Consider the following 23,882-nt stretch of genomic DNA (forward strand, 5'->3'; position numbering starts at 1 on the left):
GGGGATTCCTTACAGGCCGAGGGCCGAACGTTGAGCGGCGAGCTGGTCGACGCCGTTGATCACACGCTTCATGCCCAGGGCGTCGATCTCATAGATCAGGCGACCGTCGACTTCCAGCTTGTAGTAGGTCAGCGCCACGTTGTGCTTGACCTCGGCCTTGTCGCCGGATTTCCAGTCGCCCATGTCGACCTCCTTGAGCAGGCCACGCAGGGTCACGATCACTGGAGTGACCTTGCCCTTGAGGCCCTTGAAGGCGCCACGGAACACACCACTGAAACCGCTGCCGTCGGCCAGGCCGAACATTTTCAGCGACTCGCGGCGCACACCGGTGGTGGTGAAGCCGGCCTCTTGTTTCTCCATGCCCATGTCCAGTTCCACCGGCACATCCATGCCGCCGACACGATGTTCCTCGGTCTTGAGGGTCAACTTGGGCAGGGTCAGGCTCGGCACGTCGCCTTGAAAGCTGATGCCATCGACGAACAGGTTCATGTTCGCCAGGGTTTCGGGAATCATTGCCATTGCTGCTGCTCCTTAAGCGGTTTGTTCGAGGACTTCGGTCAACCATTGATTGGTGACCTCGACCCGGAAGTTCGGGTTTTCGGCCGGTGGTACGTCGGTGAAGCGGATGTTCCAGTACACCTTGCCCTGCTCCAGCTGGCTGGCGGTGTTGAGCTCGGTGTCGGCATAGACCTCGAAGTTGATGATCGCGCCCTGGTTCTTCAGGTCGCGCATGAACGCTTGCAGGCCCTCGGTGACGTCCTTGACATAAGTCGCGGTGATCGAGCGGTCCACCGCCCATTTGTGGCCGTAGAGGATCGCGTCCATGACGATGTCCATGGTCCGCACCCGGGTGACGAAGGCCCACTTCGGATCGCTGGACAGCGTGCGGTTGCCCCACAGGCGGAAGCCGGCGTCACGAATGACGGTGGTGATGTTGGCGTTGTTCAGCAGGTTGGCGCGGCAGGTTTCATCGCCGTCGAGGAACTCGATCGGCCGCGTGGTGCCGGTGATGCCGACAAACTCCTTGTTCGACGGCGAGGCCCAGAAGCCGTACTCGTTGTCGGTCCAGGCGAACAGACCGGCGACCCAAGCCGAGGCCGGCGCATCGACGGTGGCGCTGGCGCCGTTGTCCCAGTGCTGAATACCCGGATCGACCATGTAGGCGCGCTTGGCGCCGAAGTTCTTGGCGTAGGCCATGGCCGCTTCGTCGGTGGTGTTGGGGCCGTCGAGGATCGCCAGGCCGCGCAGCTTGTCGGCCAGGGCCACCAGGGCGGTGCCGACCGCCAGGGTCGAGCTGTGCTTGGGGGTCACCAGCAAACGCGGCTGAGCGTTGAAACGGCTCTTGCCGTCCAGCAGCGCTTGCAGGCCGGTGCGCTTACCGTTGGCCAGCACGCCGCCGATGATCGCCGAGGTCTGCTCTGCCGTGTCCGCCACCTTGGCCACGCCACAAGCGACAATCACCGCCTTGGCTCGTTGGTAGATGGCCTGGCAAGCCTTGGTGATGGCCGCATCCGGGCCCCAGGCGGCAATCGCCTCGCGCTCGTTGGTGATCAGCAGCAGGTCATTGGCCTTGGCGCTGAAGGCCGGGGCCTCGGTGAATGTGTCCACCAGGCCGATGATCGAGGACGTCGGCAGCGAGATGGTGCGTGCGCCAGTGTCGACGTTGGTGACGGTAACGCCGTGGAAAAAACCACTCATGGATAAACTCCAGACATGAAAAAGCCCCGGGTGAAGGGGGCTGTGAGGGATGCTTGGTTAATGGGAAGCGGGAAAGAAAACGCCCCGGCGGTGCGGGGCGTTTATGGGGTTAGCTCGACGATCCAGGACGGTGCCACTGGACGGTGCTCGATTTGTGGAAAGTCCGGGGATTGTGGCCAGTCACGTAGCGATTGCATGTACATCAGCAGTTCATTGAACTGATTGTCCAAAAGAGTGGTGGGCGTTTTGATTTCAAGCTGGTCACGATGGCGATCGCGCAACCATGTAACCGCAGCTAACGCTGCTGCCCGCCAGATTCGTTCATCCTCCCCATGGCTGAAAGGTTCAACCATTGCGTGGAGTGCATCAGGCAACCGCAATGTGACAGAAGGAACTGGCCGCATACCCTCGATGACTTTCGCTAATGCCAACGGGTCGATGTCGGGGTTGGTTAAGATTTCTTGGGGGATGTAGTGGTTTAACGTCACACTTCCCCAATCGACAAGCATGGTGCCAGCAGTAGCCGACACCGAGAGAACTTTAAATCCGCTCACAAGATATTCCCCTTTACTCGATCGGGGCTGTTGCCCCCTTCAAAGATCAAGTTGTTGCCATTTTTCTCAATCGAGTAGCCGCCAGCACCAGGCGCATTGGTCGACGCTGCACCTGGGCTACCAGGTGCGCCACCTGCACCGCCGCTCCATCCAGCTGTATACCAACCACCCGCCCCACCAGCATCCAAACCGCCTGCCGTTGGATAGCCATATCCGTAAGTTGAGTTTTGATACATCCCGCCGCCTGCGCCGCCTGGACGTCCTGCGCCGCCACCGCCGCCGGTATGCAGTACATTGGGCCAGTAGGCATCCCCACCGCCACCGCCACCGCCGAAAATGTAGCCATTGCGATTATCGAGCGTTGCTGGGTAATCAAGCACAAAGGCTGTGGCGCCTGGCAAGGGTCGAGCGGGATAGGCACCCGCACCACCGGCACCACGGATGTAGTGTTCATTGATGATTTTTAGCGTGGAGCCTGGTGGAAAAACACCCGTTCTCAATGAATACCCCGCACCACTGCCGTAGATCATTGCACGGTTGATAAAGAGGTAATTTCGCGCCTTGGTCGGTTTGCCCATGAGGTCAAAAATGCTCGCACCGGCTCGCTCTACTGTGTTGATAAACACTATGGTCCGCCGCCAGACCGTGCGCCACCCACTTTCGGTTTTGATGAACAGCTCCGCCCCTTCTCGCCAACCATCTGACATTTTTACATAGGGCATTACGCCAGAGCGGTAACCTCCATCCAGTTTCACGTGGAAGTTCATTAAGGCTCCTCGTATTGCAGCCAAAGCGTGCCAACCGAACCGTCAGTTGGTTTAGGGGGACTTGGAGAATGAATAAAACGGTTAGCCGGCAGTGCATCGGTGATGCCATATCCCGCTAGCGTGGTCGCCTTATCTGCTTTGCGCGTGGGGTCGAAATTGGCAGCATTCCATAGCAAGTTGCCAAAGACGGTTGCGGTCTTATTTGGAAGGCTCAGAAGAAGCGGTGTTAATGTTTCGCCGCCATGTTCTGCAAAGACCCTTACGTTGTTATTAAAAAGATCCATGCGGGCTTCACTGCTCGGCGTCACCCAGCCGAACTCTGGCGAATCGACATCGTCACTCGACAGTAATACTGACCCCGTCAACCGTCCACCAGTGGTGGGCAGCAACTTGCTGATTGCGCTAGTCAGCTCAGCCCTTGTTGCCCCATCTGTAATGCCATATCCGCCGAGAGTGGTTGCTTTGACTGCTTTTCCGGCAAGCGCATTCGTCATCGTTGTCGAAAAGTTGGGATCATTACCTACCGCGCCCGCCAACTTATTTAGCGTGTCGAACGCAACAGGTGCCGAGGCGACGATGCTGTCCTTGGAAAACTCTATGGCTGAACGAGTCTCCGCCTTGGTAAACGTATCAGTAATACCATAGCCAGATAGAGTTGTTGGGTTGATACCACTAACAACTATGCCTCGCTTATCTATCGTGACTTGTCGATAAGTACCTGCCACCTTATCCAGCGGAAGTGCTGCAGCCAAGGAGTCGTCCACATACTGGCGAGTAGCAAGCACTACCGCAGGATCAATCTTCAGCACGATCTGCGCGGTGTTGGCCACGATGAAGTTCATGCGAATAACCTGGGTCTTGCCAGTGCCCTGGGCCAGCAAGGGCTTGAAGCTCGGCGCGCAGTTGGCCACCGCCACCAGATCGCCATCGGCATCGAACAAACCGATCTCACGAATCCAGCGACCACCGACATCGGGCGGAATCACTTGCTCGGTGATGATGATGTTGGGGTTGGCCGGGTCGGTGCGCACCTGGTTCACAGGGGCGCGACGCCATTCGTTGAGCAGTTTGGTCTGGGCCTTGTTCGGGATGGGGTCGGTGCCGTTGGCATCCCCTACCGCCATCTCCTTGAAGGTCCAGGGAGTGCCAAGGGCCGTGGCATTGGCCTGTTTCGCCTCGCCCACCGCCGTGAGGATGGCGAAGAACTGACTGTTGGAATCAATCATGAGTACACATCCAGGGTGTCTGTTTCATCAATACACATGACCTGGCTATAACGGCCGGTCACTTCAATATCGCGGGGTGTCGGGGGGTAAACGTCGATCACTTCGCCCTGATTCACATAGACGCCGTAACCAATTACCCCGGAGGCTTCCAGGCTAATGGCCAGGCTGGTCATATGCCGGCTGACGGGCCTGGCGTCGTCGATCAGCCGGGTCAGTTCCTGGTACATCTCTTCGGTGATGCCGGTATCCAGCACACCGACCTTCAGGGCAAAGGTGGCCGGCTCACCTTCTGGAACCGTCTGCCACCACTCGACCACCTCGATCAGGTAACCCAGTGGTTCCACTACCCGACGCAGCGCACCGATGGTGCCTTTGCGTGCGTGGATGAAGTACGAGGCCCGGATCGCGTTGCGCTTGATCGTTTCAGACCAGCGCGGGTCCCAGCGGTCCACCGACCAGGCCCAGGCCAGTTGCGGTAGCAGATGCACCGGGCAGGTCGACGGGTTGTACAGGGTGCGCAGCATGATCGCGGTATCGCCGGCGTTGGCCGCCTCAAGGGCGCGCTCCAGCGACGTGCTGTTGATCGGCAGTAGACTGCTCATCTCAGTTCCCCAGCGTGATGCTGTAACCGGTGCAATACGCTGCCTGGGCCTTGGTTGGGGCAAGGTCCTGCCAGCCGGGCAACTCGACTCGACCGACCCCGGCAACATGCAGTTGAGCATCGATCGCCGAACGGGCAACCTCAACCCCAAGGCGTTTGCGAGGGTTCATCCAGGCCAGGAGCTTGCGCTCGGCCTCGGCCAGGGCCGCATCACTTTCCGGCCCTGGCCCCTTCATGTGCAGCACCGCATCGATGCGATAGGGCAGCACCTGGGCACTCTGCACCGCGACCCGATCCCCCAGCGGCCGAACATCCTCATCGTTGAGGGCTGCAGTAACAATCGCTAGCAACTCAGGACCGGCCGTGCCATTTCCTTCAAGGCTCAACACCGTGACCGTCACGCGAGCCGGCGACGGGCTTTCGGCTTCGGCATCCGCCACGAGGGCCGAAGCATTGCGCGCATGCAGGATGTAGCTGTTACGCGGTCCCGCCGTGGTCAGCCCTTCGTAGGCCAACTGGATCCGCTCGCGCAACGCGTCGTCCGCCTCCTTGACCTCCTCCACCGGCGGTACTGCCTGCGGATCACCTGCCTGGATCACCAGGCGTTGCAGTTTGACGTTGGCCGCCAGGTGATCCAGATCCGTGCCCTGGGCATGAGCCAACAGCAGCGCCTTGGCCGCATCGTTGACCCTGGCCCGCAACAGCATGTCACCGTAGGCAGACAACTCCAGTTGCTTGGTAACCGGGTCACTTTCCAGGTTGGCCGTCCAGTTGTCGCCCATGTACCGGCGAAAAATTGCTAGTTTTCCTTGGTACAGCTCCTCAAAATCCAGGGTCTCAAGCACCTGCGGCGCCGGCAGCGCCGACAAGTCCAACGTACTCATGCCGTCACCTCCAAAACCGCGCTATTGCCCAGGTACTGGCCGGTCAGCTGAAAGTTGACCTGGCCAGCCACCACCGCTACCACTCGCACCTGCTCCAGCTTCAGCCGTGGCTCCCAGCGCAACAGCGCCCGGGCCACTTCGGCCTGCACGGCACTTTTCCACCCTCCGGTCACCGGCAAGTCAACGTAGCGGCGCAGGTTGCTGCCGTACTCCGGGCGCATCCGCCGGCTGCCCAGAGGGGTAGTCAGGATGTCCTCGATGGACTGCCGCACATGCTCGATGCCGGACAGCGACAGGCCGGTACGGCGATCCATTCCGATCATCGCGTTACTCCTGCGCTTGCAGATCCGGGTGGCTGTTCAGATAGTCCAGGGCGCTGTGGTCATCGGCTTTTACCGACACCTGTCCCTGGGTCACCAGCAACTGGCGCCCCTCCGCCAGGATCAACATGCGTGAGGTATAAAGGGTGTCGCGAAACACCACGGCGCCGGTGCCCGTTGGGCGACCGGGGGTTTTCTTAGGGGTAGCCATAGAATTCTCCGGGTACAAAAAAGCCGCTTCGAGCGGGTTGATTGGGTGATCGGTGGGAGGTGAGTCGTGAGTGCGGTGGCCGCCGAGAATCATTGCGGCGTTGCGGTTGAACCGGGGCCTGGCATCACACCCGGGTGGGTATGGGTCGAACCGACATTGACCCCGTTATGCTTCAAGCTCCCACCATTGATTTGCACATCGCCATTCAAGGTGATCGCTCCGGTCAGCGTGATGCTGGCGGCGTTACCGGTCAGGGCGCTGTCCGTCACCACCGCCGAGCTGCCGCCGACCTGAATAGTCACCGTGCCGCTGGGCAGGCTGATGCTGTAGCTCCTGGCCTGCCAGTCATAGACCAGCGAGCCGCCATCATCGAAACGCCAGACCTCGACATGCTCGCGGTTGTCGGGCTGGGCACCGGCATTGCCATACAGGCCGGGGACGAAGGTGCCCTGCGCCGGTTCACCGCTGGGGCTGATCAAGGCCCCCTGCTCTCCCAGGCTCGGCACCCGCCAGTGACGGGCCTTGCCGGCGGCCTGGCTGTGCCAGCGGACCCAGGCGCTGCTCCAGCCGGCACCATCGGAAACACGCACAGTGCCAGCAGCGAGATCCACCGCGACCACGCTGCAAGGGATGATCAAGCCAGCGATCATGCGGTCGTGGGTTGCAGAAACGTAACTCACTCCATTTGCTCCGGTGACTGATAGTCAGCCTCGTGACCAGGACCGATATCGGGACTGAAGCCCAACACCAGCGTTCCCGGAGGTTGGTTCGGCCATGGCCATTGCTCCTGGCCAAGATAGATAAGCTGCTGCCATTGCACGATCCACTCGGCGCTCTGCACGGGTTCCGCAGAAGTGCCGGCAGGCTTCGCCGACACCGCTGTCGCGCCTTCGACAAAGTCGAGTGCCCAATGCTGGCAACGCAACAGCTCGATTAGCTGCGCCGCCAGAATCGCCGCCTGCAAGGGTGCCTGTGCAAGGCTTGGATCAACCAGCGCACGGGCCTCAAAGGTTGCCCGCATACAACTGCGACCGTCACCAGGGTCCGGGCCCTGGTCCAGGCCGATGATTGCAAGGTAAATCGCCGGCTCAGAGGAGCCATCCAGTGCTTTGGGGAATGCCTCAACAGTATGGAGATGCGGCATAGCCGCCTTAATCGTGGACGTGATGGCGGCTTGTAGCTGCGTCAGTTCGTTCATTGTCTAGTTCCAGAATCAGGTCCATGCGGCCACGCCTGTCGGGGACGAACCGGTAGACCTCGTTGAAGGCTGGAGCTGATCAGGGCGTCAAGGCTGATCCGAGTGGGAGTCACGGGAAGGTGGCTCACAAACCCCGATGCGTTTGGCTGCCCAGCGCTCATAGAGGCCGATGGCGACGTCGGCGCCGGCCATGGCAGTTAGGCAACCGAAGGCGCAGGCGGTCCAGATCGAAACGCCGGCGGCATACAGCAGCATGATTGCCGAGACCCCGCAGACCACGCAGGCTCCAGAGCGTAGTGCCAGGCGCCGCAACAGCGACCAGCCACGGGCGCCCTCCTTGTCGGCGCGCCACATTTCGCCGGAAACGCCACCGACCAGCGCCAGGACGATGACCAGCCAGATCGGCATGTCCAGCAACGCTTGTTGCTCGTTTGTCATTCACGTCTCCCGTGCGGATTGAGGCCAGCGAAATGGCCAGTTGATAGAAGGCTGATAACGATGTTTCAAAGGGTCCCTGTCTGTCGGCGGCCCACATTAGGTAGGCATTCCAAAAAGCCCGGTCGCCCGGGCTTTTCAGTAATGCAATCCTTGGTCTTTCGGCGCTACTGGCGCGGTACGGACCCATTTAAATTGTTCCTCCGACCGCGACCCTGTCCGCCGGATAACTGCTTCTGGTGCTTTACGCTGCACACCCGGGTCAGTTGCCAACCCTCTGAACCGTCGAGGCCGGTTCATCGCTGCCTTTGCTTTGCCACTAAAGAGCGTCGTTGCAGCCGCTGTTGCGCGGCTTGGGACTCATATTATGCATCAATGCATATGCAGTCAATGCGTAAATGCATTTATTTGCGCGAAGAGTTTGCTGAAGCGCATAGAGAGCGCATAAACAAAGGGCCGGGATACTTTTCGGAGGCAAAAAAAAGCCCGCTCAAGAGCGGGCTTTGCCTGACGGTAATGGGTTAGCGGGCGTACATGCCCCACCAGAAGACGTGACCGAGGATGCTGATCTGTTCTTCCTGGATTTCCTGGAAGCTGTAGTCCTCATCAGGATGCTCATCGCGGTTGAAGCTGCGCAGGCGGATCCCGGTGGGCAGACGATACAGCTGCTTCACCCGCAACTGGCCATTGTGGTTGATTGCGTACAGGTCGCCGTCGACGATATCGCCAATCGCGCACTTGCCGGCATTGACCCCGACCGTGGCACCATCGCGCAGCACCGGCAACATGCTGTTGCCACGCACCGTGACGCACTTGGCCTGATCGAACTGCACGCCGTTGTGCCGCAGGCTGCGCTTGCCGAATCGCAGGCTGGAGCGCTCGCTTTCCTCGATGACGAATCTTCCTGATCCAGCAGCCAATTCAACCTCACGCAAAAAGGGAACCGACACCTCGTCATCATCGATCGGGGTGTCGTCGTCCCACAGGCTTATATCCTTGAGTTCCGAATGAATCTCGTCACGGGGGGCTGCGGACCGGGCAGGCGCGATGCCCACGCGCCCACGCAGTTGATCGGTGCTCACCTGGAAGTATTCGGCGATCCGCGAAATGTGTTTATCCGAGGGATCGACAATCTTCCCGCTGAGAATCCGCGAGAGGGTGGATTGAGGCACACCGGTACGACGGTGAAGCTCCGTGGGGGAGATTCCATCGCGATCCAGTAGCTCTCTTAGGACGGTAGAAACATTGCGTATTTGCATAGAACGCATATTGCTCGATCTTTTAGTCAATGACAAATGCTGTTTTGCATAGATGTAATGCATTTACCGGACAAACGCAGTAGCGCCTTGGTGCCTGCGAGGCCAGGGCGCCCATGGTAACCTTGCCGCCATCTGCAAAAAGCCGAGCCCAGCGCTCCTTTGCGTCACCCATTCAACGAACCCGCCTAAATACCAATGAGTAAAAATACCTCCGATCTGTCCTCCCACACGCCGATGATGCAACAGTACTGGCGCCTCAAGAACCAGCACCCTGACCAGTTGATGTTCTACCGCATGGGCGACTTCTACGAGATCTTCTATGAAGACGCGAAGAAGGCCGCCAAATTGCTCGACATCACCCTGACGGCGCGTGGACAGTCGGCAGGCCAGGCGATTCCCATGTGCGGCATCCCTTATCATGCCGCCGAGGGCTATCTGGCCAAGCTGGTGAAACTTGGCGAGTCGGTGGTGATCTGCGAGCAGGTCGGTGATCCCGCTACCAGCAAAGGTCCTGTAGACCGTCAGGTAGTGCGCATCATCACCCCGGGTACCGTCAGCGACGAGGCCCTGCTGGACGAACGCCGCGACAACCTGATCGCTGCCGTGCTGGGCGATGAGCGCCTGTTCGGCCTGGCGGTTCTGGATATCACCAGCGGCAACTTCAGCGTGCTGGAAATCAAGGGCTGGGAGAACCTGCTAGCCGAGCTGGAGCGCATCAATCCGGTCGAGCTGATGATCCCCGACGACTGGCCACAAGGCCTGCCGGCGGAAAAACGCCGTGGTGTTCGGCGTCGCGCGCCCTGGGATTTCGAGCGCGACTCGGCGCACAAGAGCCTGTGCCAACAGTTTTCCACTCAGGACCTCAAGGGCTTCGGCTGCGAGAACCTGACCCTGGCTATCGGCGCCGCCGGTTGCCTGCTGAGCTACGCCAAGGAAACCCAGCGCACTGCCTTGCCCCACTTGCGCAGCCTGCGTCACGAACGCCTGGACGACACAGTGGTGCTGGACGGCGCCAGCCGTCGCAACCTGGAGTTGGACACCAACCTGGCCGGCGCACGCGACAATACTCTGCAATCGGTAGTTGATCGCTGCCAGACCGCCATGGGCAGCCGACTGCTGACCCGCTGGCTGAATCGCCCCCTGCGGGACCTCAAGGTCCTGCAGGCGCGTCAGTCGTCGATCACCTGCCTGTTGGACGGGTATCGCTTCGAACGGCTGCAGCCACAGCTGAAGGAAATCGGCGATATCGAGCGGATCCTTGCGCGAATCGGCTTACGCAATGCCCGTCCGCGAGACTTGGCCCGACTGCGCGACGCCCTGGCTGCGCTGCCAGAACTGCAAGAGGCAATGACCGAGCTGGAGGCAACTCACCTCAATCAACTGGCGGTCACCACCAGCACCTACCCGGAACTCGCCGCATTGCTGGCCAAGGCGATCATCGACAATCCTCCAGCGGTTATCCGCGATGGCGGCGTGCTGAAGACCGGCTACGACGCCGAACTGGACGAGTTGCAATCGCTGAGTGAGAACGCCGGACAGTTCCTGATCGACCTCGAAGCCCGGGAAAAGGCCCGTACCGGTCTGGCCAACCTCAAGGTCGGTTACAACCGTATTCATGGCTACTTTATCGAGCTGCCGAGCAAGCAGGCCGAGCAAGCGCCCGCGGACTATATTCGCCGTCAGACCCTCAAAGGTGCCGAACGCTTCATCACCCCGGAGCTCAAGGCCTTCGAAGACAAGGCACTGTCCGCCAAGAGCCGCGCCCTGGCTCGCGAAAAGATGCTCTACGACGCCCTGCTGGAAAATCTGATCAGCCACCTGCCGCCACTGCAAGACACCGCCGGGGCCCTGGCCGAACTGGACGTACTGAGCAACCTGGCCGAGCGCGCACTGAACCTGGACCTGAATTGCCCACGCTTTGTCAGCGAACCCTGCATGCGCATCACCCAGGGTCGTCACCCCGTAGTGGAGCAGGTGCTAACCACGCCTTTCGTGGCCAACGACCTAAGCCTGGACAACAACACCCGGATGCTGGTGATCACCGGTCCGAACATGGGCGGTAAATCCACCTATATGCGGCAGACCGCGCTGATCGTACTGCTGGCGCATATTGGTAGCTTTGTTCCGGCTGCGAGCTGCGAGCTGTCCCTGGTGGACCGGATCTTTACCCGGATCGGCTCCAGCGACGACCTGGCGGGCGGTCGTTCGACCTTCATGGTGGAAATGAGCGAAACCGCGAACATCCTGCACAACGCCACAGAGCGCAGCCTGGTGCTGATGGACGAAGTCGGTCGTGGTACCAGCACGTTTGACGGACTTTCTCTGGCCTGGGCTGCGGCAGAACGTCTCGCCCATTTGCGCGCCTATACTCTGTTCGCCACCCACTACTTCGAGCTGACCGTGCTGCCAGAAAGCGAGCCACTGGTAGCCAACGTGCACCTCAATGCCACTGAGCATAATGAGCGTATCGTCTTCCTGCACCATGTCCTGCCCGGCCCTGCCAGCCAAAGCTATGGCCTGGCAGTAGCCCAGCTGGCGGGGGTTCCCAGCCCTGTCATCCTGCGCGCCCGTGAGCATTTGAGCCGCCTGGAAACCACTAGTCTGCCCCACGACATACCGCAACCAGCACCGGGTAAAACCTCGGTTCCGCAACAAAGCGACATGTTCGCCAGCCTGCCCCACCCGGTACTCGATGACCTGGCCAAGCTGGATCTGGATGACATGACACCACGTCGGGCACTGGAAATGCTCTATACATTGAAGACACGCATCTAACGCGAACGCCTTCAAGCTGTTAGAATCTCGCGCGGTTTAGGATGCTGCGGACTATTAGCCTGGTTCGCAGACTATCGCTCCCAAACCTGGCGACCCCGTCATGTAGGGGCTCCGCTGCCGCCGCCTGAGGAGAGAATTAGAAATGACCTTCGTCGTCACCGACAACTGCATCAAGTGCAAGTACACCGACTGCGTAGAAGTCTGTCCGGTGGACTGCTTTTACGAAGGCCCGAACTTCCTGGTGATTCACCCGGATGAGTGCATCGACTGCGCGCTGTGCGAGCCTGAATGCCCCGCTGTAGCGATTTTCTCCGAGGATGAAGTCCCGGAAGAGATGCAAGAGTTCATTCAGTTGAACGTCGAGCTGGCTGAGATCTGGCCGAACATTACTGAAAAGAAAGAATCTTTGCCCGATGCCGAAGAGTGGGATGGCGTCAAAGGCAAGATCAAAGACCTCGAACGCTGATTGCCGCCGAGCTCCTGAAAAGGCCCCTTGCGGGCCTTTTGCGTTTCTGGAATCCGGGATTTGCTCTCGGGACTTTTTGACAGGCAAAAAAAAGGGGCGGTATGACCCGCCCACATTTTCCCTAGTCCCTGTGTTCCTTTTCATCGTCCTGATGAATCGCGTCCTGCGATGTCCTGACCATCGTCCTTGATGGTTGTGTCTATCCGTCGACACAAGGCTGATATTAAAGAGTTCCCAGGCGAGAGCAATCGCACTATTTGCAGGACTTCTTGTCCAACACAATATCGAAAAATACAAAAAACCTTATAAATCAAATAGATAAAAAAACACTTAAGACGATTTTGGCAAGTTAGAAGTAGCCGAGAACCGAATACTTACGAAAAAGTAATCTTTGGCTTACACACAAGTTAAGAATAATCCCGAGAGTAATCAGAATAGGAGAATCAATAGATATTGCGTCCACGCAATAAAAAGCCCCGAGTTGATCGGGGCTTTTGCGGGTTAACTCCAGAAGCTACTGGAACAGCGACTCACTGGATAATCCATTCTTCTCCAGGATCTCCCGCAAGCGCTTGAGCCCTTCAACCTGAATCTGCCGAACCCGCTCACGGGTCAGACCGATCTCCAGGCCAACGTCCTCAAGGGTACTGCTCTCATGCCCACGCAGACCAAAGCGGCGCACCACCACTTCACGCTGCTTCTCGGTCAGCTCGGACAACCATTGATCGATACTTTGTGACAGATCATCGTCCTGCAACAGTTCACAAGGATCCGTTGGACGGTCGTCAGTGAGAGTATCCAACAGGGTCTTGTCCGAATCCGGGCCCAGCGAGACATCGACCGAAGATACCCGCTCGTTCAGGCCGAGCATGCGTTTGACTTCAGCCACCGGCTTCTCCAGCAGGTTGGCGATTTCTTCGGGAGAAGGTTCATGATCGAGTTTTTGCGTCAACTCACGAGCGGCGCGCAAGTAAACGTTGAGTTCTTTAACCACATGAATCGGCAACCGGATGGTCCGGGTCTGATTCATGATTGCCCGCTCGATGGTCTGACGAATCCACCAGGTGGCATAGGTCGAGAAGCGGAAGCCACGTTCCGGATCGAACTTCTCAACCGCTCGGATCAAGCCGAGGTTGCCCTCTTCGATCAGATCCAGCAGCGACAATCCGCGATTGACATAGCGTCGGGCGATTTTCACCACCAATCGCAAGTTGCTTTCAATCATGCGTTTGCGCCCCGCCGGGTCGCCACTTTGCGACAGGCGCGCAAAGTGCACTTCCTCTTCAGGAGAGAGCAATGGAGAAAAACCGATTTCGTTGAGGTACAACTGCGTCGCGTCGAGCGCGCGGGTGTAATCAATGTACTTGTGTTGTTTAAGTGAAGCGGAGCTTTTGGATTTGGCGCGAACGGAAGGTGGAGTTGCCCCCTCATTATTCGACATCGAATCCATATCGATGCTGCTCTCCATAAGGAGAACCTCATCGTCGATGTCAAACTCCGGCACTTCTTTACTGAGAGCCATTGTTATAGTCCTTTGGTGAGTTCGACCTCAGGCTCAAGCGTCGCCTTTATCCTTGGCAACACTGGAGCCTGTTCCCTCTACGCGAGTGGAACAGGCTGGTAACGGATCAACGACGTGGCAGGAATTGCAGCGGATCTACAGGTTTACCTTGTCGGCGAATCTCAAAGTGCAGTTTCACCCGGTCTGTACCAGTTGATCCCATCTCGGCAATTGTCTGTCCGACTTTGACCTGCTGTCCCTCCCGAACCAATAGCTTGCGGTTGTGGCCGTAAGCACTGACGTAGGTTTCGCTGTGTTTGATGATGACTAATTCGCCGTAGCCCCTTAAGCCACTCCCGGCGTAAACCACCGTCCCATCAGACGCAGCTAAAACAGGCTGTCCCAAATCCCCGGCGATATCAATGCCTTTATTCAAACTACCGTTTGAAGAAAATTTTCCAATGAGAACACCGTTGGATGGCCACCCCCAACCGGTTGGAGCGGGGCCTGCAGGCGGAAGCGGAGCCGCTGCCGGCTTGCTCGCAGTACCCACTGCAGGTGCTGCTGTGGTGGCTGCTGGTGGCGTATTGGCAGCGCCTACAGGGCGACGGATAATCGTGGTCTTGCTGGATGAGGAAGCGCCGGACTGGGTATTCGTCACCACGGTGGTCGGCACCGCGCCAGTGCGGCCGTCAAAGCGAATGGTCTGCCCAGGATGAATGGTGTAGGGCTCGGCAATGTTGTTACGGGCGGCCAGTGCCTTGTAGTCCCAGCCATAACGGAAGGCAATTGAGAACAACGTATCCCCGCGACGCACTACATATTGCCCAGTCGTGACGGCAGCACGTTGTGGCGCCACATTATTATTACGCTCAACCACACCCACACTGCTGGATTTGCTACTGGAGCAACCGACCAACAAGGAGCTCAAGACCAGGCCAATCATCAGTCGCTGAAAGCTTGATATACCCATACGCTGCGCAATGACTGTGAGACTCACCCGCCGCTCCCTTTGTGCTGGTTGACGATATAGATTGCCTGGCTCAGGCATGAAGTGACGCAAGTATAACTGGACACCGACGCTTTACCGTCGGCAAAGCGCAAGAGACCGCCGCAAGAGTCAGCCACCGATCGCTACCCCATTCATTGACGATCAATACGGCACTAAGACACAGCCAATCAAACAGAATTCACCCAGGCCCGATAAATGTTCAGGCCAGTGGGCCATTGAGCAGCGGCACAAAACGTACCGCTCCCAGAACATGCCGTGCAAAGCCATGTTCCTCCCGAACGATCAGCATCAATTGCTGCACTTCCCCAGCGCCTACCGGAATCACCATACGTCCGCCAGGCGCCAGTTGATCGAGCAGCGCCTGAGGGATATCAGTGGCCACGGCGGTGACGATGATGCCATTGTATGGCGCCAAAGCCGGCCAGCCTTCCCAACCATCCCCCCAGCGAAACACCACGTTGCGCAGATTCAACTCCTGCAGGCGTTCCTTGGCCCGATCCTGCAGGACCTTGATCCGTTCCACCGAGAACACCCGCTCCACCAGTTGCGACAACACCGCCGTCTGGTAGCCGGAACCAGTGCCGATCTCCAGCACCTTGTCCAATGGGCCGGCCGCGAGCAGCAACTCGCTCATACGGGCCACCATGTAAGGCTGGGAGATGGTCTGGTTATGGCCAATGGGCAGCGCTGTGTCTTCATAGGCACGATGGGCCAGTGCCTCATCGACGAACAGATGCCGCGGTGTACGCCGGATGACTTCCAATACCTGGGGATTGGACAGGCCTTCATCGTAGAGCCGCTGAATCAGGCGCTCGCGGGTGCGCTGGGAGGTCATGCCGATGCCCCGTCGCAGCAAATCATCTTGCTCACGAGCCATCAGCGCAGCCCCTCCAGCCAGCCATCCAGACTTCTGAACGCATCATTGAAGGTGCGATCCAACTGCAACGGCGTAATGGAAACGTAGCCTTGCATGACAGCATGGAAGTCGGTACCGGGCCCGCCATCCTCGGCGTCGCCGGCGGCGGCAATCCAGTAGCCCGACTTGCCGCGAGGATCGACAACCTTCATCGGTGCAGCGGCACGGGCACGATGGCCCAAGCGGGTCAGCTGGATACCGCGGATGTGATCAAGTGGCAAATTGGGAATATTCACGTTCAACACCGTCCGTGGTGGCAACTCTAGCAAGCCCTGTGCTTCCACCAGCTTGCGCGCGAAATAGGCGGCGGTCGCAAGGTTTTCCACCTGCCGCGACACCAGCGAAAAGGCAATCGCCGGGCGCTGCAGGAAACGCCCTTCCAATGCGGCAGCGACAGTCCCGGAGTACAGCACGTCATCCCCGAGGTTGGCCCCCAGGTTGATGCCCGATACCACCATGTCCGGCTCGTGCTCCAACAGGCCATTGAGCCCCAGATGAACGCAGTCGGTCGGCGTGCCATTGATGCTGATATAGCCATTGCTCAGGGTATGCGGATGCAGCGGACGGTCGAGTGTCAGCGAGCTGCTGGCGCCGCTTTTGTCCTGGTCCGGTGCGACAACCACACACTCGGCGTAATCCGCCAGCGCAGCATGCAGCGCGGCGATACCGGGTGCAGTTACCCCATCATCGTTCGAAATCAGAATACGCATGGGCTGTCCGTCTGCCCCACCGGCACCAGATCGACGAGTTCACGCACCAATGCGGTGGCGAAGCATCCGGCCGGCAGGACGAATTCCAGTTGCAGAATGTCAGGCTCGGGATAATGCCACGTCAAACCGCCAATGGGCAGCCGCAGGATGCGTCGTTCGTGGCTCATGCCGGCTTTTATCAGCCAATCACACAACGCTGTCTCACGCGTGGCGGTTTCCTGCTCAAGGTCATGGCTCGCACCACCTGCTGGAGACTCGCCCTCACCCCACAATGGACCGGTAGGATGCAGATCAAGAATCGCCAGGCGCGGATCAGAGCATTCAGCCTGCCCGGCCATGAAAAAGCTGCGGCTGTCGGTAAACGCCAGCAGATCGCCTACCTGGGCCCGCTGCCAGCTGCCATCCGCCACTCGCGCCGCCAGCACCTGATTGAACAGATAGCTGCGGGCCGTGGACAGCAACCTCGAGCGTACGTTGCGTTGCTCCGGAAGTGCCTGGCGCGCTGCCCAGTCACGAGCATCCACCAAGTTACCGCCGTCATGGCCGAAACGCTGGGCACCGAAATAGTTGGGAATCCCCTGCTGGGCGATCAACTTCAGACGCTCATCGATAGCGGTCTGATCAGCCTTGAGGGCCGTCAAGCGCAGAGTGAAACCGTTGGCCGCATGGGCACCGCGCTGCAGTTTACGCTTGTGGCGGGTGGCCTTGAGGATTTTCAGGGTGTGGTTTTCCGCCGCTGCAAGGTCCGGGTCAGCCTTGCCGGGCAATTGCACACTGAACCATTGGCGAGTCAGTGCCTGCCGATCCTTGAGCCCGGCGTAGCTGACGGTACGCAATGGCACACCAGCCGCCTTGGCAATTCGCCGCGCAGCTTCCTCAGTGTTCAAACCACGCTTTTCCACCCACAGCCACAGGTGCTCGCCTTCACCGCTCAGCGGGATATCGAGGACCTCATCGACCTGGAAGTCTTCAGCCGTGGCCTTGAGTACGGCGCTGCCCAAGGCATCGCCATAGGCCCGCGGGCCCAAGAGTTGCAGTTCATTCATGGTCGTAGCAACAAGGCCACGGAGTGCACCGCGATGCCTTCCTCGCGACCGACGAAACCGAGTTTTTCGGTGGTAGTAGCCTTCACGTTCACTTGATCCAACTCAACTTGCAGATCCGCGGCGATCAAGGCGCGCATCGTTTCAATATGGGGGGCCATCTTCGGCGCCTGGGCAACAATGGTGTTGTCGACATTGCCGATTTTCCAGCCCTTGGCATGGATCAGCGCGACAACGTGACGCAGCAATACGCGGCTGTCGGCACCTTTGAACTGCGGGTCGGTATCCGGAAAATGCTTACCGATATCCCCCAGTGCGGCGGCACCCAGCAAGGCATCACTGAGCGCGTGCAGTAGCACGTCGCCGTCGGAGTGAGCCAGCAACCCGAAATGATGGGCGATACGCACACCACCCAGCGTGATGAAGTCGCCCTCAGCGAAACGGTGCACATCGTAGCCGTGGCCAATACGCATAAAAAAACGCCCCGAAAAAGTCAGGGCGTGATTCTACCTGCTTTGGCGCCTGTTAGGGCCTGAACAAAAGCTCGGCGAGCGAAGCCCGGCCAAGGTCAAACGACCAACGGGAGTAACAGCCCACGGTGGGCCCGAAGGAAGAACGTAGCGAGCCAAAACAGACGAGGAAGCAGAGTCCAGGAACCTGAGCAAGCATTCCGATCGGACTCGCGTACAAGCCTGCCTTGCCCCCACTCGAACGCTGAAACCGTTTGAGTCCAGCCCCTAGGCGTTCAGAGCGCGAGCATGGTGCTGCAGGTGATCGTCAATGAAACTAGCGATAAAGAAGTAGCTGTGGTCGTAACCAGGCTGCAAGCGCAAGGTCAGCTCATGGCCAGCATTCCTTGCTGCCTGCTGCAAGGTTTCGGGCTTGAGCTGAGTGGCAAGAAAATCGTCACGGTCACCCTGATCCACCAGCAGCGGCAACTTTTCGGTCGCCTCGGCAATCAGCACGCTGGCATCCCATTCCCGCCAGCGTGAACGCTCGTCTCCCAGGTACCGGGAAAACGCCTTCTGCCCCCAGGGACAGTCCATTGGATTACTGATGGGCGCGAAAGCCGACACCGACTGATAGCGGCCGGGATTACGCAATGCACAGACCAATGCCCCGTGGCCACCCATGGAGTGCCCGCTGATACCGCGCTTCTGCGAAGCGGGAAAATGCGCCTCCACCAACGCAGGCAACTCATTCACCACATAGTCGTGCATCCGGTAGTGCTGGGCCCAGGGTTCCTGGGTGGCGTTCAGGTAAAACCCTGCTCCCAGGCCAAAGTCCCAGGCACCCTCCGGATCGCCGGGCACACCGGCGCCTCGGGGGCTGGTATCCGGAGCAACAATGATCAGCCCCAGCTCCGCGGCCATGCGCTGGGCACCGGCCTTGTGCATGAAGTTCTCGTCGGTGCAGGTCAGGCCGGACAGCCAGTACAGCACCGGAAGCCTGTTGCCCTGTTCGGCTTGTGGCGGCAAATAGACCGCAAACACCATCTCGCAGCCCAATACCTGGGAATGGTGTTTGTAGCGTTTGTGCCAGCCGCCGAAGCTTTTCTGGCAGGAAAGGTTTTCCAGACTCATGACAGACCTCCAGCCACAAGCTGCAAGTCCCTGGCCGCCTGCGGAGCTTCCCCGCGCAGCTTGAGACCGACGCTTGCAGCTGCTCTTAAAAGTGGATGACCGAACGAATGCTCTTGCCTTCGTGCATCAGATCGAAAGCCTTGTTGATGTCTTCCAGGCCCATGGTGTGGGTAATGAAGGTGTCCAGAGGGATCTCGCCGGTCTGGGACATTTCCACGTAGCTAGGCAACTCGCTACGACCGCGTACACCGCCGAATGCCGAACCACGCCATACGCGGCCAGTGACTAATTGGAATGGTCGGGTCGAGATTTCCTGGCCAGCGCCAGCCACACCGATGATCACCGACTCGCCCCAGCCCTTGTGGCAGCACTCCAGCGCGGCACGCATCAGTTGCACGTTGCCGATGCATTCAAAGGAGAAGTCCACGCCGCCATCAGTCATGTCGACAATGACATCCTGGATCGGACGATCGAAGTCTTTAGGATTGACGCAGTCAGTGGCACCCAACTGCTTGGCAATTTCGAACTTGGCCGGGTTGATATCGATAGCGATGATTCGCCCCGCCTTGGCCTTGACCGCGCCGATCACCGCCGATAGACCGATACCGCCCAGGCCGAAAATGGCCACGGTGTCACCTGCCTTGACCTTGGCGGTGTTGAGTACCGCACCAATCCCGGTCGTCACGCCACAGCCCAGCAGGCAGACCTTTTCCAGCGGCGCATCCTTGGAGATCTTGGCCACGGAGATTTCCGGCAACACGGTGTACTCGGAGAAAGTCGAGGTGCCCATGTAATGGAAAATTGGCTGACCTTTGTAGGAAAAGCGCGTAGTGCCATCAGGCATCAAGCCTTTACCTTGGGTCGCACGAATTGCCTGACAGAGGTTGGTCTTGCCCGACAGACAGAATTTGCACTTGCCACATTCTGGGGTGTACAGCGGAATCACATGATCACCCACGACCACCGAGGTCACGCCCTCGCCCACCGCTTCCACCACGGCACCGCCTTCATGGCCGAGGATCGACGGAAAGATGCCTTCCGGATCCGCGCCCGACAGGGTGTAGGCGTCGGTATGGCAGACACCGGAAGCAACAATCCGTAGCAGCACCTCGCCCGCCTTGGGCATGGCGACATCCACTTCGACGATTTCCAGGGGTTTCTTGGCCTCGAAGGCTACGGCGGCGCGCGACTTGATCATCCTGACTCTCCAGTGAATAAAAACGAGACGGTGAGTGTAAAACAGTGCAATGCGATGAATAATCCAGACCAAAGCAAAACATTATTGCCACACAGGGATAATCCATGAGCGAAAACCGCTGGGAAGGCATCGACGAGTTTGTCGCCGTCGCCGAATGCAGCCAGTTCACCGCCGCGGCCGAGCGTCTGGGAGTGTCCTCGTCCCATATCAGCCGACAGGTGGTGCGTCTTGAAGAGCGCCTGCAGACTCGCCTGCTGTATCGCAGCACCCGTAGGGTCACCCTGACCGAGGCTGGGCAGACCTTTCTCCAGCATTGCCAGCGCTTGCAGGATGGTCGCGAGGAGGCGCTGCGAGCGGTGGGGGACCTGACCAGCGAACCCAAGGGCATGCTGCGCATGACCTGTGCCGTGGCCTATGGCGAGCGCTTCATCGTGCCGCTGGTGACCAGTTTCATGGGGCTTTATCCGCAATTGCGGGTGGATATCGAACTGAGCAACCGCACGCTGGACCTGGTGCATGAAGGGCTCGACCTGGCGATTCGTCTCGGACGCTTGCAGGACTCACGCCTGGTCGCCGCCCGCCTCGCACCGCGACGCATGTACCTGTGCGCTTCCCCATCCTATCTCGAACGCTATGGACGCCCCCACAGTCTCTCGGAGTTGAGCCGCCATAATTGCCTGGTGGGCAGCACGGACATCTGGCAACTGGAACAAGATGGACGGGAATTTTCGCAGCGGGTGCAGGGCAACTGGCGCTGCAACAGTGGGCAAGCGGTGCTGGATGCGGCATTGCAAGGAATCGGCTTGTGCCAGCTACCGGATTACTACGTACTGGAACACCTGCAGAACGGCACACTGATTTCTCTGCTGGAGGCCCACCAACCACCTAACACCGCAGTCTGGGCGCTGTATCCACAGCAGCGGCACCTGTCGCCCAAAGTGCGCAAGTTGGTGGATTATCTCAAGCAGGGCCTGGCCGAACGCCCGGAATACCGCGATTTGTAGCCACAGCTGCAGGCTGCGGCTAGAAGGTTCAGCGCACGTCAGCGGTCGACGGTCAGCGCCGGTTGGACCAGCGCTGGCGCAGCCACTCCAGGTCCTCAGGGCGAGTGACCTTGAGGTTGTCGGAGCGCCCTTCGATCAGGCGTGGTGCCTGCCCGGCCCATTCCATCGCCGAAGCCTCATCGGTGATCGCCACATCAGCCACCAGGCTGTCGGCCAGAGCGCGATGTAGCGCCCCGAGGCGGAACATCTGCGGCGTATAGGCTTGCCAGATCAGGCTGCGATCTACGGTTTCCAGGACTCGGCCGTGCTTGTCGATCCGTTTCAGGGTGTCACGAGCGGGCACCGCCAGCAGGCCGCCCACAGGGTCGTCCATCAATTCGCCCAGCAGCTTGTCCAGGTCATCCCGGGACAGGTTGGGACGCGCGGCATCGTGAACCAGTACCCAATCTTCATCGGCAGCGCCTTGGGCGTGCAGATGAAGCAAAGCATTGAGCACCGATCCGGAACGCTCCGCACCACCTTCGACCCGCTGTATCCGCGCATCGTGGGCACAGGCCAGAGTCGGCCAGTAAGGATCCTCAAGCGCCAGACTGACCACCAGCCCCTTGAGGCCAGGATGGTCGAGAAAACAGCCAAGGCTGTGTTCGAGAATAGTGCGCCCGCCCAGTTGCAGATACTGCTTGGGACGGTCCGCAGCCATACGGGCACCAACGCCCGCGGCAGGAATCACGGCCCAGAAGGCCGGCAATACTTCGTTCATTGGGCCAACTGGTAGAGGGTTTCGCCCTCCTTGACCATGCCCAACTCATGGCGAGCCCGCTCTTCAACGGTCTCCATGCCCTTCTTCAGCTCCATGACTTCCGCATCGAGTACGCGATTTCGCTCCAGCAGACGCTCATTTTCAGCGTGCTGGTCAGCAATCTGCTGAGTCAAGTCAGCGACCTGGGCCAAGCTGCCGTTCCCCACCCACAGGCGGTACTGCAAGCCAGCCAGCAGCAAGAGCAAGACCAGGAACAACCAATTGGGACTGCGCATCGAATATCGGGTATCCAGTGAAAAAAGACAGCCATGCCAACAACTTCGGACCTACTGATAGCACGAAGCCTGGAAGAACCAGGCTTGTGCTCTTAAGGCATCAGATTAGTGGTAAAAAACCCGCTTTAGCGACTTTCCCGACACAATCTGCTGTCTTTTTACCATTTACCGCTTAACCGCGAAACTCGCTGCGGCCGTTGTACTTGGCCTTGCCGTTCAATTGCTCTTCGATACGCAGCAATTGGTTGTACTTGGAGACCCGGTCGGAACGGCACAGGGAACCGGTCTTGATCTGGCCCGCCGAAGTGCCCACGGCCAGGTCGGCGATGGTCGAATCTTCGGTTTCGCCGGAGCGGTGCGAGATCACTGCGGTGTAACCGGCAGCCTTGGCCATCTGGATGGCTTCCAGGGTTTCGGTCAGGGTGCCGATTTGGTTGAACTTGATCAGGATCGAGTTGGCGATCTTCTTGTCGATGCCCTCTTTCAGGATCTTGGTATTGGTTACGAACAGGTCGTCACCCACCAGTTGTACTTTTTCGCCGATCTTGTCGGTGAGGATTTTCCAGCCAGCCCAGTCGGACTCGTCCAGGCCGTCTTCAATGGAGATGATTGGGTAGCGCTGAGTCAGACCTTTCAGGTACTCGGCGAAACCTTCGGAAGTGAACACCTGGCCTTCGCCGGACAGGTTGTACTTGCCGTCTTCATAGAATTCGCTGGCGGCGCAGTCCAGAGCCAGGGTCACGTCGGTACCCAGGGTGTAACCAGCGTTGGCCACGGCTTCGGAGATCACTTTCAGCGCGTCTTCGTTGGAAGCCAGGTTCGGCGCGAAACCACCTTCGTCACCTACGGCAGTGTTCAGGCCACGGGCCTTCAGCACGGCTTTGAGGTGATGGAAAATTTCGGTGCCCATGCGCAGGCCTTCCGAGAAGGACTTGGCGCCAACCGGCTGCACCATGAACTCCTGGATGTCGACGTTGTTATCGGCGTGCTCGCCACCGTTGATGATGTTCATCATCGGCACTGGCATCGAGTAGACACCCGGGGTGCCATTGAGGTTGGCGATGTGCGCGTACAGCGGCAGGTCCTGGTCCTGGGCAGCGGCTTTAGCGGCAGCCAGGGACACCGCGAGGATCGCGTTGGCGCCCAAGGTCGCCTTGTTCTCGGTACCGTCCAGCTGGATCATCGCCTGGTCCAGGGCTTTCTGATCGATCGGGTCTTTACCCAGCAACAGGTCGCGGATCGGACCGTTGATGTTGGCTACCGCCTTGAGCACACCCTTGCCCAAGTAACGGCTCTTGTCGCCATCACGCAGCTCCAATGCTTCACGGGAGCCAGTGGAAGCACCGGACGGCGCGCACGCACTGCCGATGATGCCATTGTCGAGAAGCACGTCCGCTTCGACAGTGGGGTTGCCACGGGAGTCGAGAACTTCACGACCTTTGATGTCGACGATTTTTGCCATTGTTGTAAACACTCCAAAGTTGAC

The 23,882-nt window shown here is 59.1% G+C and carries 27 protein-coding genes; 3 read left to right on the top strand and 24 right to left on the bottom strand.

Annotated features, from left to right (window positions below):
- Positions 1–9: 9 nt before the first annotated feature.
- From GV819_RS20760 to GV819_RS20820, 13 genes are all read right to left on the bottom strand, one after another.
- A complete protein-coding gene (locus tag GV819_RS20760) occupies positions 10–519 on the bottom strand; it encodes a phage major tail tube protein (RefSeq protein WP_161757925.1) in 510 nt (169 codons plus the stop codon).
- A gap of 12 nt (positions 520–531) precedes the next feature.
- Entirely contained in the window at positions 532–1,698 is a 1,167-nt protein-coding gene (locus GV819_RS20765) for a phage tail sheath subtilisin-like domain-containing protein (RefSeq protein ID WP_161757926.1), read from the bottom strand.
- A 101-nt stretch (positions 1,699–1,799) separates the two neighbouring features.
- Positions 1,800–2,252, bottom strand: coding sequence for a phage tail assembly chaperone (locus GV819_RS20770; protein ID WP_368668925.1), 453 nt, complete (start codon positions 2,250–2,252; stop codon positions 1,800–1,802).
- Complete coding sequence (locus GV819_RS20775) at positions 2,249–3,019, bottom strand: hypothetical protein (RefSeq protein ID WP_161757927.1); 771 nt, start codon at positions 3,017–3,019, stop codon at positions 2,249–2,251. The genes GV819_RS20770 and GV819_RS20775 overlap by 4 nt, the downstream gene beginning before the upstream one ends.
- A complete protein-coding gene (locus GV819_RS20780) occupies positions 3,019–4,245 on the bottom strand; it encodes a phage tail protein (protein ID WP_161757928.1) in 1,227 nt (408 codons plus the stop codon). Before GV819_RS20780 ends, GV819_RS20775 begins: the two co-directional genes overlap by 1 nt.
- Entirely contained in the window at positions 4,242–4,847 is a 606-nt protein-coding gene (locus GV819_RS20785) for a phage tail protein I (RefSeq protein WP_161757929.1), read from the bottom strand. Before GV819_RS20785 ends, GV819_RS20780 begins: the two co-directional genes overlap by 4 nt.
- 1 nt (position 4,848) lies before the next feature.
- On the bottom strand, positions 4,849–5,730 hold the full coding sequence (locus tag GV819_RS20790; protein ID WP_161757930.1) for a baseplate assembly protein: 882 nt from the start codon (positions 5,728–5,730) through the stop codon (positions 4,849–4,851).
- Positions 5,727–6,053: a GPW/gp25 family protein gene (locus GV819_RS20795; protein WP_161757931.1), complete on the bottom strand. Its 327-nt coding sequence runs from the start codon at positions 6,051–6,053 to the stop codon at positions 5,727–5,729. The genes GV819_RS20790 and GV819_RS20795 overlap by 4 nt, the downstream gene beginning before the upstream one ends.
- A 4-nt stretch (positions 6,054–6,057) precedes the next feature.
- Complete coding sequence (locus GV819_RS20800; RefSeq protein WP_161757932.1) at positions 6,058–6,261, bottom strand: hypothetical protein; 204 nt, start codon at positions 6,259–6,261, stop codon at positions 6,058–6,060.
- An 89-nt stretch (positions 6,262–6,350) separates the two neighbouring features.
- The gene (locus GV819_RS20805; protein ID WP_161757933.1) at positions 6,351–6,941 is read right to left on the bottom strand and encodes a phage baseplate assembly protein V; all 591 of its coding nucleotides are present in this window, start codon (positions 6,939–6,941) and stop codon (positions 6,351–6,353) included.
- A complete protein-coding gene (locus tag GV819_RS20810) occupies positions 6,938–7,459 on the bottom strand; it encodes a hypothetical protein (RefSeq protein ID WP_161757934.1) in 522 nt (173 codons plus the stop codon). Before GV819_RS20810 ends, GV819_RS20805 begins: the two co-directional genes overlap by 4 nt.
- Before the next feature lie 87 nt (positions 7,460–7,546).
- The gene (locus GV819_RS20815) at positions 7,547–7,897 is read right to left on the bottom strand and encodes a phage holin family protein (RefSeq protein WP_011059558.1); all 351 of its coding nucleotides are present in this window, start codon (positions 7,895–7,897) and stop codon (positions 7,547–7,549) included.
- 518 nt (positions 7,898–8,415) lie between these two features.
- On the bottom strand, positions 8,416–9,162 hold the full coding sequence (locus GV819_RS20820) for a LexA family transcriptional regulator (RefSeq protein ID WP_161757935.1): 747 nt from the start codon (positions 9,160–9,162) through the stop codon (positions 8,416–8,418).
- Positions 9,163–9,348: 186 nt separating this feature from the next.
- Between GV819_RS20820 and mutS the strand changes: the two genes are divergently transcribed.
- The gene (mutS, locus tag GV819_RS20825) at positions 9,349–11,928 is read left to right on the top strand and encodes a DNA mismatch repair protein MutS (protein ID WP_161757936.1); all 2,580 of its coding nucleotides are present in this window, start codon (positions 9,349–9,351) and stop codon (positions 11,926–11,928) included.
- Between the two features lie 142 nt (positions 11,929–12,070).
- Positions 12,071–12,394, top strand: coding sequence for a ferredoxin FdxA (fdxA, locus tag GV819_RS20830; protein WP_007908827.1), 324 nt, complete (start codon positions 12,071–12,073; stop codon positions 12,392–12,394).
- Between the two features lie 514 nt (positions 12,395–12,908).
- Here fdxA and rpoS read toward each other — a convergent pair.
- The 8 genes from rpoS to GV819_RS20870 all read right to left on the bottom strand — a co-directional run bounded on the left by rpoS (position 12,909) and on the right by GV819_RS20870 (position 20,357).
- Positions 12,909–13,916: an RNA polymerase sigma factor RpoS gene (rpoS, locus tag GV819_RS20835; RefSeq protein WP_016964675.1), complete on the bottom strand. Its 1,008-nt coding sequence runs from the start codon at positions 13,914–13,916 to the stop codon at positions 12,909–12,911.
- A gap of 106 nt (positions 13,917–14,022) precedes the next feature.
- A complete protein-coding gene (locus tag GV819_RS20840; RefSeq protein ID WP_161757937.1) occupies positions 14,023–14,895 on the bottom strand; it encodes a peptidoglycan DD-metalloendopeptidase family protein in 873 nt (290 codons plus the stop codon).
- 211 nt (positions 14,896–15,106) lie between these two features.
- Entirely contained in the window at positions 15,107–15,742 is a 636-nt protein-coding gene (locus GV819_RS20845) for a protein-L-isoaspartate(D-aspartate) O-methyltransferase (RefSeq protein WP_178124957.1), read from the bottom strand.
- A gap of 41 nt (positions 15,743–15,783) precedes the next feature.
- Complete coding sequence (gene surE, locus GV819_RS20850; RefSeq protein ID WP_161757939.1) at positions 15,784–16,533, bottom strand: 5'/3'-nucleotidase SurE; 750 nt, start codon at positions 16,531–16,533, stop codon at positions 15,784–15,786.
- Entirely contained in the window at positions 16,521–17,579 is a 1,059-nt protein-coding gene (truD, locus tag GV819_RS20855) for a tRNA pseudouridine(13) synthase TruD (protein WP_161757940.1), read from the bottom strand. The genes surE and truD overlap by 13 nt, the downstream gene beginning before the upstream one ends.
- The gene (gene ispF / locus GV819_RS20860; RefSeq protein ID WP_161757941.1) at positions 17,576–18,049 is read right to left on the bottom strand and encodes a 2-C-methyl-D-erythritol 2,4-cyclodiphosphate synthase; all 474 of its coding nucleotides are present in this window, start codon (positions 18,047–18,049) and stop codon (positions 17,576–17,578) included. The genes truD and ispF overlap by 4 nt, the downstream gene beginning before the upstream one ends.
- Positions 18,050–18,313: 264 nt before the next feature.
- Positions 18,314–19,159, bottom strand: coding sequence for an S-formylglutathione hydrolase (fghA, locus tag GV819_RS20865; protein ID WP_161757942.1), 846 nt, complete (start codon positions 19,157–19,159; stop codon positions 18,314–18,316).
- Between the two features lie 85 nt (positions 19,160–19,244).
- The gene (locus GV819_RS20870) at positions 19,245–20,357 is read right to left on the bottom strand and encodes an S-(hydroxymethyl)glutathione dehydrogenase/class III alcohol dehydrogenase (RefSeq protein ID WP_161757943.1); all 1,113 of its coding nucleotides are present in this window, start codon (positions 20,355–20,357) and stop codon (positions 19,245–19,247) included.
- 104 nt (positions 20,358–20,461) lie between these two features.
- Here GV819_RS20870 and GV819_RS20875 point away from each other — a divergent pair, with 104 nt between their 5' ends.
- Positions 20,462–21,361, top strand: coding sequence for a LysR family transcriptional regulator (locus tag GV819_RS20875; RefSeq protein ID WP_161757944.1), 900 nt, complete (start codon positions 20,462–20,464; stop codon positions 21,359–21,361).
- 52 nt (positions 21,362–21,413) lie between these two features.
- On the opposite strand, the gene ispD is transcribed toward GV819_RS20875, so the two are convergent.
- The 3 genes from ispD to eno form a co-directional block, all read right to left on the bottom strand.
- Positions 21,414–22,121, bottom strand: a complete 708-nt coding sequence (gene ispD / locus GV819_RS20880; RefSeq protein ID WP_161757945.1) for a 2-C-methyl-D-erythritol 4-phosphate cytidylyltransferase — start codon at positions 22,119–22,121, stop codon at positions 21,414–21,416.
- Positions 22,118–22,396 (bottom strand): cell division protein FtsB, encoded by a 279-nt coding sequence (ftsB, locus tag GV819_RS20885; protein WP_011059544.1) that lies wholly within the window; start codon positions 22,394–22,396, stop codon positions 22,118–22,120. The genes ispD and ftsB overlap by 4 nt, the downstream gene beginning before the upstream one ends.
- 172 nt (positions 22,397–22,568) lie before the next feature.
- Entirely contained in the window at positions 22,569–23,858 is a 1,290-nt protein-coding gene (eno, locus tag GV819_RS20890) for a phosphopyruvate hydratase (RefSeq protein ID WP_161757946.1), read from the bottom strand.
- Between the last annotated feature and the right edge of the window lie 24 nt (positions 23,859–23,882).

Source organism: Pseudomonas sp. Fl5BN2 (assembly GCF_009908205.1).
Taxonomy (GTDB): Bacteria; Pseudomonadota; Gammaproteobacteria; order Pseudomonadales; family Pseudomonadaceae; genus Aquipseudomonas.